At 67.5% G+C, this 13,719-nt stretch carries 12 protein-coding genes; 6 read left to right on the top strand and 6 right to left on the bottom strand.

Going from position 1 to position 13,719, the window contains the following annotated elements; translation table 11 throughout:
- Positions 1 to 59: 59 nt before the first annotated feature.
- From MOV80_RS14850 to antC, 6 genes are all read left to right on the top strand, one after another.
- Complete coding sequence (locus MOV80_RS14850) at positions 60 to 1,211, top strand: muconate/chloromuconate family cycloisomerase (RefSeq protein WP_238537335.1); 1,152 nt, start codon at positions 60 to 62, stop codon at positions 1,209 to 1,211.
- Positions 1,212 to 1,236: 25 nt separating this feature from the next.
- A complete protein-coding gene (gene catC / locus MOV80_RS14855) occupies positions 1,237 to 1,527 on the top strand; it encodes a muconolactone Delta-isomerase (protein WP_019100978.1) in 291 nt (96 codons plus the stop codon).
- Between the two features lie 78 nt (positions 1,528 to 1,605).
- Positions 1,606 to 2,517, top strand: a complete 912-nt coding sequence (catA, locus tag MOV80_RS14860; RefSeq protein ID WP_019100977.1) for a catechol 1,2-dioxygenase — start codon at positions 1,606 to 1,608, stop codon at positions 2,515 to 2,517.
- 67 nt (positions 2,518 to 2,584) lie between these two features.
- A complete protein-coding gene (antA, locus tag MOV80_RS14865) occupies positions 2,585 to 3,973 on the top strand; it encodes an anthranilate 1,2-dioxygenase large subunit (RefSeq protein WP_043634788.1) in 1,389 nt (462 codons plus the stop codon).
- Positions 3,974 to 3,975: 2 nt separating this feature from the next.
- Complete coding sequence (gene antB / locus MOV80_RS14870; RefSeq protein WP_043634791.1) at positions 3,976 to 4,467, top strand: anthranilate 1,2-dioxygenase small subunit; 492 nt, start codon at positions 3,976 to 3,978, stop codon at positions 4,465 to 4,467.
- A gap of 147 nt (positions 4,468 to 4,614) precedes the next feature.
- Entirely contained in the window at positions 4,615 to 5,637 is a 1,023-nt protein-coding gene (antC, locus tag MOV80_RS14875; RefSeq protein WP_249605259.1) for an anthranilate 1,2-dioxygenase electron transfer component AntC, read from the top strand.
- 61 nt (positions 5,638 to 5,698) lie between these two features.
- Here the strand turns inward: antC and MOV80_RS14880 are convergent, their stop codons facing one another.
- From MOV80_RS14880 to MOV80_RS14910, 6 genes are all read right to left on the bottom strand, one after another.
- The gene (locus tag MOV80_RS14880) at positions 5,699 to 6,076 is read right to left on the bottom strand and encodes a DUF6277 family protein (RefSeq protein WP_196783769.1); all 378 of its coding nucleotides are present in this window, start codon (positions 6,074 to 6,076) and stop codon (positions 5,699 to 5,701) included.
- A gap of 128 nt (positions 6,077 to 6,204) precedes the next feature.
- Positions 6,205 to 9,660 carry a type VI secretion system membrane subunit TssM gene (gene tssM, locus MOV80_RS14885; RefSeq protein ID WP_249605260.1) on the bottom strand — a complete coding sequence of 1,152 codons (3,456 nt, stop codon included), beginning with the start codon at positions 9,658 to 9,660 and terminating at the stop codon, positions 6,205 to 6,207.
- Complete coding sequence (icmH, locus tag MOV80_RS23455) at positions 9,657 to 11,285, bottom strand: type IVB secretion system protein IcmH/DotU (RefSeq protein WP_275975354.1); 1,629 nt, start codon at positions 11,283 to 11,285, stop codon at positions 9,657 to 9,659. The genes tssM and icmH overlap by 4 nt, the downstream gene beginning before the upstream one ends.
- 81 nt (positions 11,286 to 11,366) lie before the next feature.
- A complete protein-coding gene (gene tssK, locus MOV80_RS14900) occupies positions 11,367 to 12,728 on the bottom strand; it encodes a type VI secretion system baseplate subunit TssK (RefSeq protein ID WP_249605261.1) in 1,362 nt (453 codons plus the stop codon).
- Entirely contained in the window at positions 12,725 to 13,327 is a 603-nt protein-coding gene (locus MOV80_RS14905; protein ID WP_081555817.1) for a type VI secretion lipoprotein TssJ, read from the bottom strand. Before MOV80_RS14905 ends, tssK begins: the two co-directional genes overlap by 4 nt.
- Positions 13,327 to 13,713, bottom strand: a complete 387-nt coding sequence (locus tag MOV80_RS14910) for a DUF4150 domain-containing protein (protein WP_043593253.1) — start codon at positions 13,711 to 13,713, stop codon at positions 13,327 to 13,329. The genes MOV80_RS14905 and MOV80_RS14910 overlap by 1 nt, the downstream gene beginning before the upstream one ends.
- Positions 13,714 to 13,719: the final 6 nt, after the last annotated feature.

Consider the following 13,719-nt stretch of genomic DNA (forward strand, 5'->3'; position numbering starts at 1 on the left):
GGTGTTGGACCCATGGTTCCACAGGCTTGCATGATATCCGAAACCACGGGAGCGCAATCTTGAGACCTGATACCGCGATAGACACGGTGGAGGCCATTCTGGTCGATCTGCCCACCATCCGCCCTCACCAGCTGTCGGTGGCCACCATGCGCAGCCAGACGCTGGCCCTGGTGCGCATCCGCTGCCGCGACGGGCAGGAAGGCTGGGGCGAGGCCACCACCATAGGCGGGCTGCAGTATGGCGAGGAAAGCCCGGAAAGCGTCAAGACCAATATCGACCGCCACCTGGCGCCGCTGCTGCTGGGCGAGGATGCCCGCGGCGTCGGCCGCCTGCTGCTCAAGCTGCGCCGCGGCGCCCGCGGCAACCGTTTCGCCAAGTGCGCTCTGGAAACCGCGCTGCTGGACATCCAGGCGCGGCGGCTGGGCGTGCCGCTGAGCGACTTGCTGGGCGGCCGGGTGCGCGACAGCCTGCCGGTGGCCTGGACGCTGGCCAGCGGCGACACCGGCCGCGACATCGCCGAGGCCGAGGCCATGCTGGAACAGCGCCGCCATCGCGTGTTCAAGCTGAAGATAGGCCTGCGCGCGCCGGAGGAAGACGTCGCCCACGTGCTGGCCATCCGCCGCGCGCTGGACGGCCGCGCCAGCGTCCGCGTCGATGTCAACCAGGCCTGGAGCGAGATGCAGGCAGAGCGCGCCATCGCCCCGCTGCAAGACGGCGGCGTGGAGCTGATCGAACAGCCGGTGCCGCGTGAACACCCGGCGGCGCTGGCCCGGCTGGCGCGCCGCTTCGCGGTGCCCATCATGGCCGACGAATCCCTGCACGGCCCGGCCGACGCCAACCAGCTGGCGCGCCAGGACGCCGCCGATGTGTTCGCGGTGAAGATTGCGCAGTCCGGCGGCCTGTTCGCCGCGCGCCAGGTGGCCGAGATCGCCGCTGTCAACGGCCTGGGCCTCTACGGCGGCACCATGCTGGAAGGCGGCATCGGCACCATCGCCTCGGCTCAGTTGTTCGCCACTTTCGAACAGCTGGACTGGGGCAGCGAGCTGTTCGGCCCGCTGCTGCTGACCGAGGAATTACTGACCGAGCCGCTCTGCTACCGCGATTTCGAGCTGCGCCTGCCATCCGGCCCCGGCCTGGGCGTGAGGCCGGACCTGGACAAGCTGGCGGCCCTGCGCCGCGACCGGACCGCGCCGCGCGTGCACGCGGTCTGAAACCCGACATCACAAGGAGACCACCATGCTGTTTCATGTGGAAATGCAAGTCAGCCTGCCGCACGACCTGGACCCGGAGCGGGCGGCGGCCTTGAAGCTGGACGAGCGCGAACGCGCCCAGGCGCTGCAGCGCAGCGGCCAGTGGCGGCACCTGTGGCGGCTTAGCGGCCAGTACGCCAACATCAGCGTATTCGATGTCGCCGACGCAGAGGAGCTGCATCAGCTGCTGTCCAGCTTGCCGCTGTTCCCCTTCATGCGCATCGAGGTGCGGCCCTTGAACCGGCACCCGTCCAGCATCCACGCCGACGACCGCTAGGCGCCCGCTTTACCGGTCCATCGCGGCGGCACCAAAACACAAGACCCCCGCCCCGCCCGTCAACAAAGGAGAAACACCATGGAACGCGCCGAAATCGACGCCCTGCTGCAACGCTTTGACCAACCGGCCACCGACAAGGCCAACCCGCGCACCCGCGCCATCGTCAACCGACTGATGCGCGAGCTGTGCTACGCGATCGAGGATTTCGACATCCAGCCGTCGGAATTCTGGAGCGCGGTGGGACTGCTGGCCGACGCCGGCCGCAGCGGCGAGCTGGGGCTGATCGTGCCTGGGCTCGGGCTGGAACACTTCCTGGACCTGCGCGCCGACGAGGCCGAGCGCAAGGCCGGCCTGCTCGGCGGCACGCCGCGCACCATTGAAGGCCCGCTCTACGTGGCCGGCGCGCCCTTGTGCGAATGCGAGGCGCGGCTGGACGACGGCAAGGACGACGGCGAGCCCTTGTTCATGCGCGGCCAGGTGCGAGACAGCGCCGGCCAGCCGGTGCCGCACGCTCTGGTGGAAGTGTGGCACGCCAACAGTCTGGGCAATTACTCCTACTTCGACCAGACTCAGAGCGCTTTCAATCTGCGCCGCAGCATCCGCACAGACGATCAGGGCCGCTACCGCTTCCGCAGCATCATGCCCTGTGGCTACAGCGTGCCGCCGGACGGCCCCACCGACCGCCTGCTGCGGCAGCTGGGCCGCCACGGCCACCGCCCGGCTCACGTGCATTTCTTCGTTTCCGCGCCGGGCTTTCGCAAACTGACCACCCAGATCAACATCCAGGACGATCCGTATCTGTGGGATGACTTCGCCTTCGGCTCGCGCGAAGGGCTGGTGCCGGAGATCCAGCGCGTCAGCGCGGCGGAGGAACTGCGTCAGAGCGGCGTCGGCAAGCCTTTCGCTCGCATCGAGTTCAACTTCACCCTGCACCGCGAAGCGGCGCCGGCGCCCTCCACCGAGGTGAGCCGCGCCCGCGCCCAGGGCTGATGGGCTGATTGAAACCGCGGCCCCGTCCGATGCGGCGAGGCCGCGGGAATGCAGAAAGGAGATTACGATGAGCACAACCTTCCGCACCACGGAGCAATGGCGCAGCTTCGTCAGCGGCTGCCTGGACTTTCGCCCGGACGACGGCGTCTACCGCATCGCCCGCGACATGTTCACCGACGCGCAGCTGTTCGATCTGGAGATGGAGCTGATCTTCGAGAAAGTCTGGATTTACGCCTGTCATGAAAGCGAAATCGCCGCACCCAACGATTTCATCACCGTGCAGGCCGGCCGTCAGCCGCTGATCGTCAGCCGAGACGGCAACGGCGGGCTGCACGCGCTGATCAACGCCTGCCAGCACCGTGGCGCCACCCTGGTGCGTCAGTGCAAGGGCAATCAATCCACTTTCACCTGCCCGTTCCACGCCTGGTGCTACAAGAACGACGGCCGTCTGCTCAAGGTCAAGGCCCCGGGCGAATATCCGGCGGACTTCGACAAGGCCGCCCGGTCGCTCAAACAGGCGCGGGTCGCCAGCTACAAGGGCTTCGTCTTCGTCAGCCTGGACCCGGACGGCGCGGACTCGCTGGAAGATTATCTGGGGGACGCCAAGGTCTTTTTCGACATGATGGTGGCGCAGTCTCCCAACGGCGAGCTGGAAGTGCTGCCCGGCAAATCCAGTTATACCTACGATGGCAACTGGAAGCTGCAAAACGAAAACGGCCTGGATGGTTATCACGTCAGCACCGTGCACTACAACTACGTGGCCACTGTGCAGCACCGCCAGGAGGTCTGCCGCCAGCAAGGCGAGGCGCAGGCCGCCACGCTGGACTACAGCAAGCTGGGCGCCGGCGACGCCGCCACCGACGACGGCTGGTTCTCCTTCCCCAACGGCCACAGCGTGCTATTCAGCGACATGCCCAACCCGGCGGTGCGGCCCGGCTACGCCGGCATCATGCCGCGCCTGGTGGCCGAGCACGGTCAGGCCAAGGCGGAATGGATGATGCACCGGCTGCGCAACCTCAATATCTATCCCAGCTTGTTCTTCATGGACCAGATCAGCTCCCAGCTGCGCATCATCCGCCCGCTGGCCTGGAACAAGACTCTGGTGCAAAGCCAGTGTCTGGGCGTCAAGGGCGAATCCGCCGCCGACCGCGAGAACCGCATCCGTCAGTTCGAGGACTTCTTCAATGTGTCCGGCATGGGCACGCCGGATGATCTGACCGAGTTCCGCGAAGCGCAACGCGGCTTCCAGGCGCGGCTGGAGCGCTGGAGCGACATCTCGCGCGGCCACCCGCGCTGGCAAACCGGCGCCACGCCCAATAGCGAAACCCTGGGCATCGCCCCCTGCCTGACCGGGACGGAAATCACCCATGAAGGCCTGTACGTCAACCAGCACAGCGCCTGGCGGCAGTTCCTGCTGCAAGGGCTGGCGCGGCGCGCCGCCGCCGAGGGAGCCTAGCGATGAACATCGAACTTCATTACCAAGTGGAACAGTTTCTCTACCGTCACGCCGAGCGGTGCGACAGCCAGGACTGGGACGCCTACCTGGCCGATTACGCGCCGGACTGCGAATACCACGTGCCGCAATGGGACTCCGAACACGTTTACACCACCGACCCCAAGCGCGAGATGTCGCTGATCTACTACGCCAGCCGCGCCGGCCTGGAGGACAGGGTGTTCCGCATACGCACCGGCAAATCCGCCGCCTGCAACCCGATGCCCCGCACTTTGCACCAGCTGACCAATATACGCGTTGAACGCGGCGCCGACGGTTTGGTGGAAGCCCGCGTCAACTGGGCCACGTTCTACACCCGCTTTGGCGAGACTGGTTATTTCTACGGCCGCGCCGCGTACACGCTGGAGCGGCACGGCGACGGGTGGCGGATCCGGCGTCAGCATGTGCTGCTGTTGAACGATACCGTGAACGCGGTGCTGGATTTCTACCATCTCTGAGAACCTGTTTACGATCTGCCGCGCGCCGAGAGCGGGTTGCGCTTCGGAATGCTTATGTGCCGTCAGCACATTCCGCTTTCTCTGCCGCAATGCCTCTAGCTCGCAAGATCGTGAACCTGTTCGAAATCTCCAAGCGGAAACACCGAAATGCATCAAGTGGCTTTGAATTTTATCGACGGCCATACCCTGTTTCTAGAGGCCAAGCCAGGCGAACTGCTGCTGGACGCCGCGCTGCGCCAAGGCATCAAGATCCCGATGGATTGCCGGGAAGGCGTGTGCGCCACCTGCCGCGGCCGTTGCGACCGCGGCGATTACAGCCAGGACTACGTCGATCCCGAGGCGCTGTCCACGGAGGAGCTGGCGGAGCGCCGCATCCTGTCCTGCCAGACCAGGGTGTTGTCCAACGCCGCTTTTTCCTTCGACTTCGACTCCAGCCTGTGCCGGAGCGCGCCGGCAGCCCGCATCTCCGCCGTGGTGAGCCGGGTGGAGCCGGTATCGGACAGTTGCGCCGTGCTGTGTCTGGACGCCTCGGCCGCCGAGGGCGCGCTATCCTTCCTGCCCGGCCAATACGCGCGGCTGCGCGTGCCCGGCGGCGAGCAATGGCGCGCCTACTCCTTCGCCCACGCCCCTGCCGCGGACAAGCAGCTGCGCTTCCTGGTGCGGCTGTTGCCGGACGGCGCGATGAGCAATTATCTGCGCAGTGGCTGGCGGGCCGGCGATCGCATCGAACTGGAAGCGCCGCTGGGCAGTTTCTACCTGCGCCACATCGACAAGCCGGTGTTGATGTTGGCCGGCGGCACCGGCTTGTCCGCCTTTCTGGGCATGCTGGAGCAATTGGCCGAACAAGGCGGCTGCGGCCAGCCGGTGACGCTGTACTACGGCGTCAACCGCGAAGGCGACCTATGCGAGCAGCCGCGGCTGCGCGGCCTGGCCGAACGGCTGCCCGGCTTTGCCTGGCATCCGGTGGTGATGGCGGCGGAAGACGGCTGGAGCGGCAAACGCGGGCTGATCCCCGAGCACCTGGACGCGGACGCGCTGCGCGCCCAGGCCGCCGACATTTATCTATGCGGCCCGCCGCCGATGGTGGACGCGGTGCGCGACTGGCTGCGCCGTCATGGTTGCGAGCATCTCAATCTCTATCTGGAAAAATTCGCCGATAGCGGCGGCTAAACGAGCGTCGGCGCAAACGCCCGGGATGCGCGCGTCCCGGGCGTTTGCCTGTCCGTCGCGCCTATTTCTTCATGAAAGGCGCGAAGAAGGCTTCCGGCATTTCGGTGGGGAAGCCTTTGGCGTCGCTGGGGCGCAGGTCGGACATGTCCGGCTGGAAATCATAAGTCTTCTGCCGGCGCTGCTGGTCCTGATGCACCGCCACCTGTTTGTCCACCGAGGACTTGATCGCGGTCATGTGGTCCAGCATCTGGCGGCCCACGTCCTGCACATTGCCTATCAAATTGCTGGCGTTGCTGCCGGAGGCGATATTCATGCCCGGCACCGCGTTCATGAACGGCTCGGCCATGGAGCCGCCGGCGCTTTGTCCGTACTGGTGGGCTGCGCTGCACGCCTTGAGGATTTCCGCCGGGTTGATCATGTTTTCTGCAGCCTTGGTCATGGTGTTTCCTTTCAGTGGGTAATGGAACGAAACAAACAGCGGAAAACCCGCCTGGGCCCGTTCAAAATCCGCCGTGCTGAACGGGCTCCCTCTTGTCGGGGCCGGCAATGCCGGCCCCTGAACCGTCGTCAGCCGCCTTGCGGGCAACGGAAAGACTGGATCAGCCCGGACCACAGCGGCGAGGGCGAGGACAGCGACTGCCACTCTATGCGCACCGAACCCAGGCTGCCCTGATACAGGCGCTCGCGGCGGTCCGCGGTCCCTCCCACGCCGCGGCCGGCGTCGAAGAAACGGAACAGCGCCCATGGTCCGTCGTATTGCAAGGTGTTGACGCGGCCGTCCACCGACTTCATTTGCAGCCGTATCGCCAGCTTCTGGCTCTGACCGTTCCAGTCGATGCGCTGCGGCGTGGTGGCGCCGTGGGCGAAACGCAGAGTCTGGCCGGCCAGGTCCAACTGCACCTCGGCCAGTTGCGGGTCCATGTCCAGGAAGCGCAACACCGTGGGCACCCGCAAGCGGCCGCCGTCGTCCAGCATCGCATCGCGGATGCGGCTGGCGCTTTCGTAAGCGCCAATCACCTCTTGGCTCAGCAGCGCCTGTTTGCCGCCGTCCACGCTGCGCGCTTTCCACGGCGTCACCGAGGTATCGACATAGGCGGCCAGATGCTCGCGGAAGTACATCGCCATCGCGCCCTGGGGGGCGAACAGCCGCTCAAAGCCCTCAACGCTGGCGTCCGCGCCGGCGCCTCGGCGGAACGGGTAGCGGCCGGTCAAGCCCTGATCGCAGGCGCTGCGCGTGGCGCCGGCCGCGCCCTTGTTCAGCACCGCCTGGGTCTGGCTGGAGGTGGCGGCGCTGCCGTTGTTGATCAGGTCCAGCATAATGCCGCGCACCGGCTCCGGCTGCAGGCCGGCGTCGCCGCGCAGCTTGGTGAACACATCGTATTGCGCCGGCAGCACTTGGCCGGTTTGCAGGGCGCCGTTGACCAGGCCCAGCTGGCGGTACAAAGAATCGAACAGCCGCGCCAGCGGATTGCTGCCGCTGTTGTCGTTCTTCTCCAGTTGCTTGGCGATCTGGCGCAAGGCCTGGAAGTGCTCCTCCACCGCGTGCTCCGGCAGCAAGGTGGTGCGGTAGCGCTCGCCGTTGATCTCGCCCACCAGAGAGCGGCGGCTTTTTTCCAGCCGCGCCTTCTGGCGATCTATCCAACTATCCATGCCGCCGTCGTAGCTGCCGGTCAACATGGTTTCGCGTCCGGCGAAACGCAGCAGATTGGCCAGCGGCGATTGCGAGTTCATCATCGATGCCGCCAACTGCGCGGCGTCGTCCAGGCCGGTGACGGAGCGCACGCTGACATTGGCCAAAAAGCTTTGCCAAGCGGTGATGTAGTCCTGCAGATATTGATTGCGGGCGCTGTCGGCCAGCTTCTGCACCAGGCTGTCGATCTCAAAGCCATTGCCGCGCAGCGGCTCGTTGCGCAGCACCCAGCTCTGCTCCTCCAGCATGGCGCGGGCGCTGGGCTCCAGCCGAGGCAGGAAGGCGTCCACATAACCTGCGCGGGTGTACCAGCCGGAAACGGCGCTGTCGGTGTCCGGCACGTTGTTGCGCATGCGCAAGCTCATCGCCGAGCCAAAGCCCGCCGCGCGCGCCAGCGAGATGTCCTGTATCTGGGACGGCAGGCCCTGCTCCCGCACATGGTTGAGCACCCGAGTCACTACCGGAATCTGCGAAGCGCGGGCGCGGGCGGTCTGCACCAGGTTGGCGTCCTCCGGCGCCGCCGGCAGGCCGGGCAGCGTGATCAGCGCGCGCGCGTCGGCGATCAGCATGCGCCGGTCCTCGTCGTTGTACTGCCCTTCGGACAGCGCTTCCCAGCGACCGGAGATCCAACGCTCCACCGCGCTGGCGGAGCGGTACTGCGGCCGGCACAACATTAGATAGACCTTGAGCGTCAGGAAGATGTCGCCGGGGCTGCCTTCGGTCTGCGCCTGCAAGGTGCGCTTCACCTCGTTGTACAGTTCCGGCATCAGCGTTTTCTGCAAGTGGCGGTGATAGGTGGCGGTGGCGGTTTCAGCCACGCGGCGGTGCTCGAAGTACGGCGTCCTCATCCCGCGCTCGGCGCTTTCAGCCTGGGCCTGCGCGTAGCGCATTTGCGCCGCCACCGCCAGCAACGGCGATCCGGCGCTGGGCGCGCTGCCGGCCTGTTCCCGCGCCAGTGTCTTGCCCTCGCTGAACTGAGCCCAGACGTATTCCAGATAGTTGCGCTCGGCGAAATAGCCCCAGGCCACCCAGACCAGCAAGGCCAGCGCCAGCGCCGGCAAAGCCGCCCAGCGCAGCGCGTTCAGCAACCGGCGCTTGCGCGATGGCGGCGCGGGCGGAGCCGGCCGTTCCCGCGCCTGGCGTTCGGCCGCGGTCAGGTTCTGCTCCATCAATTGCCGTTCCACGGCCACCTGCCGCAGCAAGGGCGTCCACAGCTCGCCCAAGGGCCGCGTCGTCGGCTCCGGGCCGTCGATTTCAATGTCGGCCACTTCCGCCACCGAACCCAGCCACAGCCCGCGCAAATGGGCGGCGTCTTCGTCGCCGTCGCGGGCGAACAGCGGCGGCAGCAAGCCTTGCAGCGCTTGGCGCAGCCGGCCCAGCGCCTCCACGAAGCGCAGCTGGGCGTGGTTGACCTCCACCTCGCCGGCCAAGGGCGCGGCAAACAATACTTGGCGTTGCACCCGTTGTTCCAGGCTATGCAAGGCCGGCGCCCAAGCGCTGGAAGCGTCCGCGCCGGCGTCCAGCGGCAAGGGGAAGCCGATGCCGCGCGCCCAGCGCTCCGGCCGCATCTGGTTCAGCATCGCCAACGCGCCGTCCAGCCGGTCCGTCCCGGTCAGCGCCAGGTAGACGTTGGGGGTGCGGCCCAGGCCGTCGCGCAGCTTGAGCAGGCGTTGGCGCAAAGTGGCGGCCATTTGCTGACGGCGTTTGGACGCCATCGAGATCAAATCGTCGCCGCCCACGCACAGCACCACTCCGCTGACGCGGATCTTGTCGCGCAAAGCGACCAGACCGGCCAGCAGCTTGTCCCAGGCCGCCGCGGCCTCTTGGTCGTAACCTTCGCTGATATTCCACTGCCCCTGGGTATCCAGCCACACCGCGTCCGAGGACAGGCGGAAGTCCAGTCCCAGGCCCTGTCCTATCGCCGCAGCCGGCTCCGCTCCATCGCGCAGCGTCCAGGACAACAAGCTGCTTTTGCCGCTGCCGGCGGCGCCCAACAGCAGATAGCACGGCAGCGGCGCGCCGCCGCGGCGGCTCAGCTGGCGTTCCAGTTGCTGCAAAGTGTCGCTGATGTAATCCGGCGGGCCGGGGGCCGGCTCAGGCTCGGGCGCCGGTTTGGGCGCGCGGCGGAAGGAACGCGGCGCGGCGGTCAGCCGGCCCCACAGCCAGCTCAGCAGCGGCCAGAAGCCCCAGATCAACGCTGCCGCGACTAAGATTTGCCGCAGCAGCGCCCAGCCCAGCGGCCGGTAGACGCCGATGGAAATCAGCGGTCCTATCCACCAGATCGCCAGCGCGATCAACAGCGCGATCAACACGCGCATACTTTGCCGGATCATGGTTGTTGCTCCTTATAGCCGGGCTCAAGCGGGCTGGGTCCGTAGCCTATGCCGACGCCGGGCGCCAGCGCCAGCGGGGCGGGCGTCTGCGGGGATTGGGCTTGGGGGGCGGACGGATGGACCTGTGCGCCCTTGGCGGCGTCGGCCACTTTCCACAACACGTCGACGCGGCGGTTGCGTTCATAGGCGGCAGGGGTCTGCGCCGCGTCCAACGGCGCGCTGTCGCCGCGTCCAGAGGAGTCGATGCGGCGCGCCACCGCGTTGTCGGGCGCGTGCGCGCCGCCGGGGATCGCGGTCTGGCGCAGAGAGTCCGCCACCGAGCGCGCGCGCGCCTCGGACAAGCGCTGATTGCTGGGGAAGGCGCTGGTCTGGATGGGTTGGCGGTCGGTGTGGCCTATCACCTCCAGATCGCCCGGCCACGGCGCGAAAGCCTGGCCCAGCCGTTCGATGTTTTTCTGGAAGGAGGCCCGCACCTCGGCCTTGCCCACGTCGAAGGCGCCGTCGCTGCGGAAAACCAGCAGCCAGCCCTGCGGGTGCTTATAGGCCACCAGCCAGCCTTCGGACAGCAGCTGCGGCAGCGGAGGCGGCAAGGTGGTGGCCAGATTGATGCTGCGCAGCGGCGGGGTCCAGGCCGCCAGGGCTTCGCGTATCGGCCGGCCCAGCAGATCCAGGCTGATGTTGGCCGCGCCGTAGGCCAGCGCCACTACGCCCAGCGCGATGGCGCCGCAGCGCAAGGGCGTCAGCCAGCGCTGGCGAGGGGGCGCTTCGGGCTCCGGCGGCGGCGGGGGCGGCGGGGGCTCGATCAATTCCGCCCCCAGCGGCTCCGGCTCCCGCTGGCGCCAAATGGCGGCATGCAGCTGCGAGCGTAAATCCTGCAGCAACGCCTCGCCGCGCTCCAGCACCCGGTAGCGGCCCTGCCAGCCCAAGGCCAGCACCAACTCGTAAAGCTCCAGCAAAGGGGTGGGCGCCGGCTCGTGGCGCAGCCAGCGCTGCAAGTCGGCGAAGGCGTCTTCCCCGCCCCAGGCGTCGTCGTGGAACTCCACCAAAAGGCTGCGCTCGCCGTCGTAGGGCTGTTGGCCGGCGCCGCGCGCCGCGTCGTTGCAGACTTCATCCAGATAGGTGCACAGCAGATAGGAGGCGTCCTGAGCCTGCTGCCACTCGCAGCCGGACGCGGCCAGCCGTTCTCGGTAAAGCTTGAGTTCCAGGCCCAATTGGGCGCGGATCTGCGCCTGGCTCTCCGCCGCGCCGCCTTGAAGCCGCTGTAATTGCAGCACCGCCGGCAAGGCATGGGAGATGAAGGGGTTATCCCATTGCGCTTGTTGCAAGCCGGCCTTGAGCAGGCCGCCGCGCGCTCCGGAGCGCTGATAGATCACCGGCGCGTCGTCGGTCTCCGCCTGCGCCCTGCCCGCGCCCGCCGTCGGCGGCGCGGCGGGTGGGAGGGCCAGCGGCAAGGCGTTCAAGGCTTCCGGTTCGGCTTCGGCCTCCAAGGTGGACACTTGCTGGCCCGGCATCAGCAAAGGCAGGTTTTCCAGCCGGCTGCGCATCGCGCCCTCCAGCATGCCGCTGTTCAGGTGCGCGGCGGAGGCCCGGCGGAAGATGGAGGAAAAATTGTGCAGCAGATTCATTTTCGTTCACTCTTTCGGCTATCTTGGTTTTGAGCCTGTTTTACGACCCCGCTAAGCTGCGCGGCAGGTCGTAAACAGGTTCTAAGCGACCTTGCCTTCGCGCAGCCCCCAGGCCTCGAACCGCATATCCTGGAAGTCCCCGACGATGCGCAGCGCCAGCGCCGAGCCGGCGAAGGCCTGCGCCCAAAACGGGTCGCTGGACTCTACTTCGAAGTACACGCTCTGCGCGTAGTACGGCACCTGGCGCGGCGGGTTGGGCGTCGGGATCAGCCGCGCGCCCGGCAATTGCAAGTCCACCAGCTTCTGTATCTGTTCCACCGCGCCCAGTTTGACCTGCTGCGGCAAGAGCTGGCGCAGCTTGTCCGCCGGCATCGCCGCGGAGAAGGCGAAGACCATCTTCTGCAGCTTCCACTGGCGGTCCACCACGCAGACATGCACTTGATCGCCGCGGTCTTCAAACTTCAGCGGCAGCACCGGGGTTTCGATCACCCTGGCCAGCGCGTAGCGCAAGGTGGCGGCCAGCGGCTCGAAGCTGGCTTGCAGCTCATCGTGGCGGTAGGCGAACTGCCGCTCGGCCAATGCCTCGTCCACGCCGGGCAGCACGCTGAGCCGGCCCAGCAGGCCGATCAACTCCTGGAACAGCAAGGCCGGCGGCAGCGGGTTGAAGGCGTCCAGGTGAGCCAAGCGCATCCGGTATTCGGCGATGCCCTGGCGCAGCATCAACTCCACCAGGTCCGCCAGGCCGCCGCCGGCGGACAGCACTCGCAAGCCGGCGCTGCCGGCCAGCCGCACTTGCAGCGTGCTTTGCAACTCCTCGATCAGCGCTCGCAGCGTCTGGTGGGCGCGGCTGTCCAGCAGCGGCGGGATGAAACGCGGGTCCAGCAACAGCGTCAGCGCGCTGCTGCGCCCCGCCACCCGGGCGAAGGGCAAGGCGGTTTCCTCGGCGCGCAATTGCGATTGCCAGCACAGCCGCGTCATCATGCGGCCGGTTTCCAGCGTCAGGCGGCGCGGCGAGCCCGGCGCGTCCAGGCCCACGCTGAGATCGGGCACCTCGGTGGCGGCGGCGCGGTAGCGCGCGGCCGCCGACGCGTCGCCAAAGGCCATTTCCGGGCCGCCGCAACCGGCGGCCGGCAGCGCCAGGCAGGCAATGTCGCCGGCCTGGGCGTCCGAGGTGTCCAGCGGGGCCGGCAAAGGGTCGTGAGCCGGCAGCGCGAACGGGGTGCCATCCGGCAATATGCCTTCGGCCGCGCGCAGGCCCAAGCGGCCGAGCCCCAAACCGTCGCTGTCCACATCCAGCAGGGAAAAGCCCCAGCCATGGTTGGAGGTCTGACGCAGGCGCAGGCCGAACTGATGAGCCAAGTGGCGTTCCTGCTGCTGAAAATGCTGGGTCTCTATCAACATGCCGTCGCTCCAGGCGACGGGTCCTACTGGCAAAGCGCTCATGGGCTTTCCTCCAAATGGGCGATGGGCGCCTTGCGCGTCTTGCGCCAAGGCTTGCGGGAGGGCTTGGCCGGCGTCGGCGACGCGGCCGGGGCCGACGCGGAGACGTCCGCCAATGGGGCGGCGGCGGGCCGCAGAGCGTCGACAATGCGGTTGCGCTCCAGCAGCACCGCCAAATGGATCAGCTGGCGGCCGTCCACCCGGATGCGCAGCGGCGCGTAGCCGGGCGGCTTGCTGGCGAAATCGGCGTCCGCCAACAGCCAGACCGGGTCCGAGCCGGACGCCGGCAGCAGCACTTGCTGCACCTGGTTGGGCGCCACCACGTGGCGGGATTCGGCCGCCACTTCCCGGCCGCGCTGGGCGCAGCTGGAATCCTCCAGCCCGGCAGGCGGCAGCCAGTTGGCTTCTCGCACCACGTACAGGCAGACCTGCACCGGCCGCGGTCCGCCGCCGCTGTTGTTGAGCTGGCCGCCGCCCACCAGGGTGACGTGCAACTGGCGCGGCCCGTCGTCTCCGCGCGAGGAAAACAGCGAAGAGCAGCCTGCCAGACCAGCCAGCGCGCACAGCAGCAGCGCGCGCCGGACAAAGGGAAAAGAGATCATTAGCTCAAGGTCATGGTGATGGTCTGGGAAGGCGCCACCGTCTGCCCGGCGGTGTTCTGGTTATTGGGCAGATTGGTGTCGGTCAGCCGCGTCTGCGGCGCGCCCTGGATCAGCACCTTGCCGGAGCCGGTCACGTGGCGGGACAGCGCCGCCACCGTGCCGGAGGCCACCCCGCCCATGGAGCCGCCCTCGTCGCCGTGAGTCATCGGAATGATGGTGTTGAGGTTGTGCACCGGGCCGCCGGCGTAAATGATGGTCGGCACATTGGGCACCGCCTCCGGCTTGTTGGCGATATTGGCGTAGGTGGACGGAATCCCCAGCGGCGGGGTCTTGCAAACGTCGGAAGCCGCGAGGGCCATGCCGCCGGCGGAACAATTGGCGAACATCGCATT

Origin of the sequence: Chromobacterium sp. IRSSSOUMB001 (genome assembly GCF_023507765.1) — a bacterium.
Lineage (GTDB): Bacteria > Pseudomonadota > Gammaproteobacteria > Burkholderiales > Chromobacteriaceae > Chromobacterium > Chromobacterium haemolyticum.

Bases quoted from the DNA above. Each gene is read 5' to 3' on its own strand.
- tssM (WP_249605260.1), bottom strand. From the start codon at position 9,660: ATGATCCGGCAAAGTATGCGCGTGTTGATCGCGCTGTTGATCGCGCTG.
- icmH (WP_275975354.1), bottom strand. From the start codon at position 11,285: ATGAATCTGCTGCACAATTTTTCCTCCATCTTCCGCCGGGCCTCCGCC.
- catA (WP_019100977.1), top strand. From the start codon at position 1,606: ATGGAACGCGCCGAAATCGACGCCCTGCTGCAACGCTTTGACCAACCG.
- tssK (WP_249605261.1), bottom strand. From the start codon at position 12,728: ATGAGCGCTTTGCCAGTAGGACCCGTCGCCTGGAGCGACGGCATGTTG.
- catC (WP_019100978.1), top strand. From the start codon at position 1,237: ATGCTGTTTCATGTGGAAATGCAAGTCAGCCTGCCGCACGACCTGGAC.
- MOV80_RS14910 (WP_043593253.1), bottom strand. From the start codon at position 13,713: ATGTTCGCCAATTGTTCCGCCGGCGGCATGGCCCTCGCGGCTTCCGAC.
- antB (WP_043634791.1), top strand. From the start codon at position 3,976: ATGAACATCGAACTTCATTACCAAGTGGAACAGTTTCTCTACCGTCAC.
- MOV80_RS14905 (WP_081555817.1), bottom strand. From the start codon at position 13,327: ATGATCTCTTTTCCCTTTGTCCGGCGCGCGCTGCTGCTGTGCGCGCTG.
- antA (WP_043634788.1), top strand. From the start codon at position 2,585: ATGAGCACAACCTTCCGCACCACGGAGCAATGGCGCAGCTTCGTCAGC.
- antC (WP_249605259.1), top strand. From the start codon at position 4,615: ATGCATCAAGTGGCTTTGAATTTTATCGACGGCCATACCCTGTTTCTA.
- MOV80_RS14880 (WP_196783769.1), bottom strand. From the start codon at position 6,076: ATGACCAAGGCTGCAGAAAACATGATCAACCCGGCGGAAATCCTCAAG.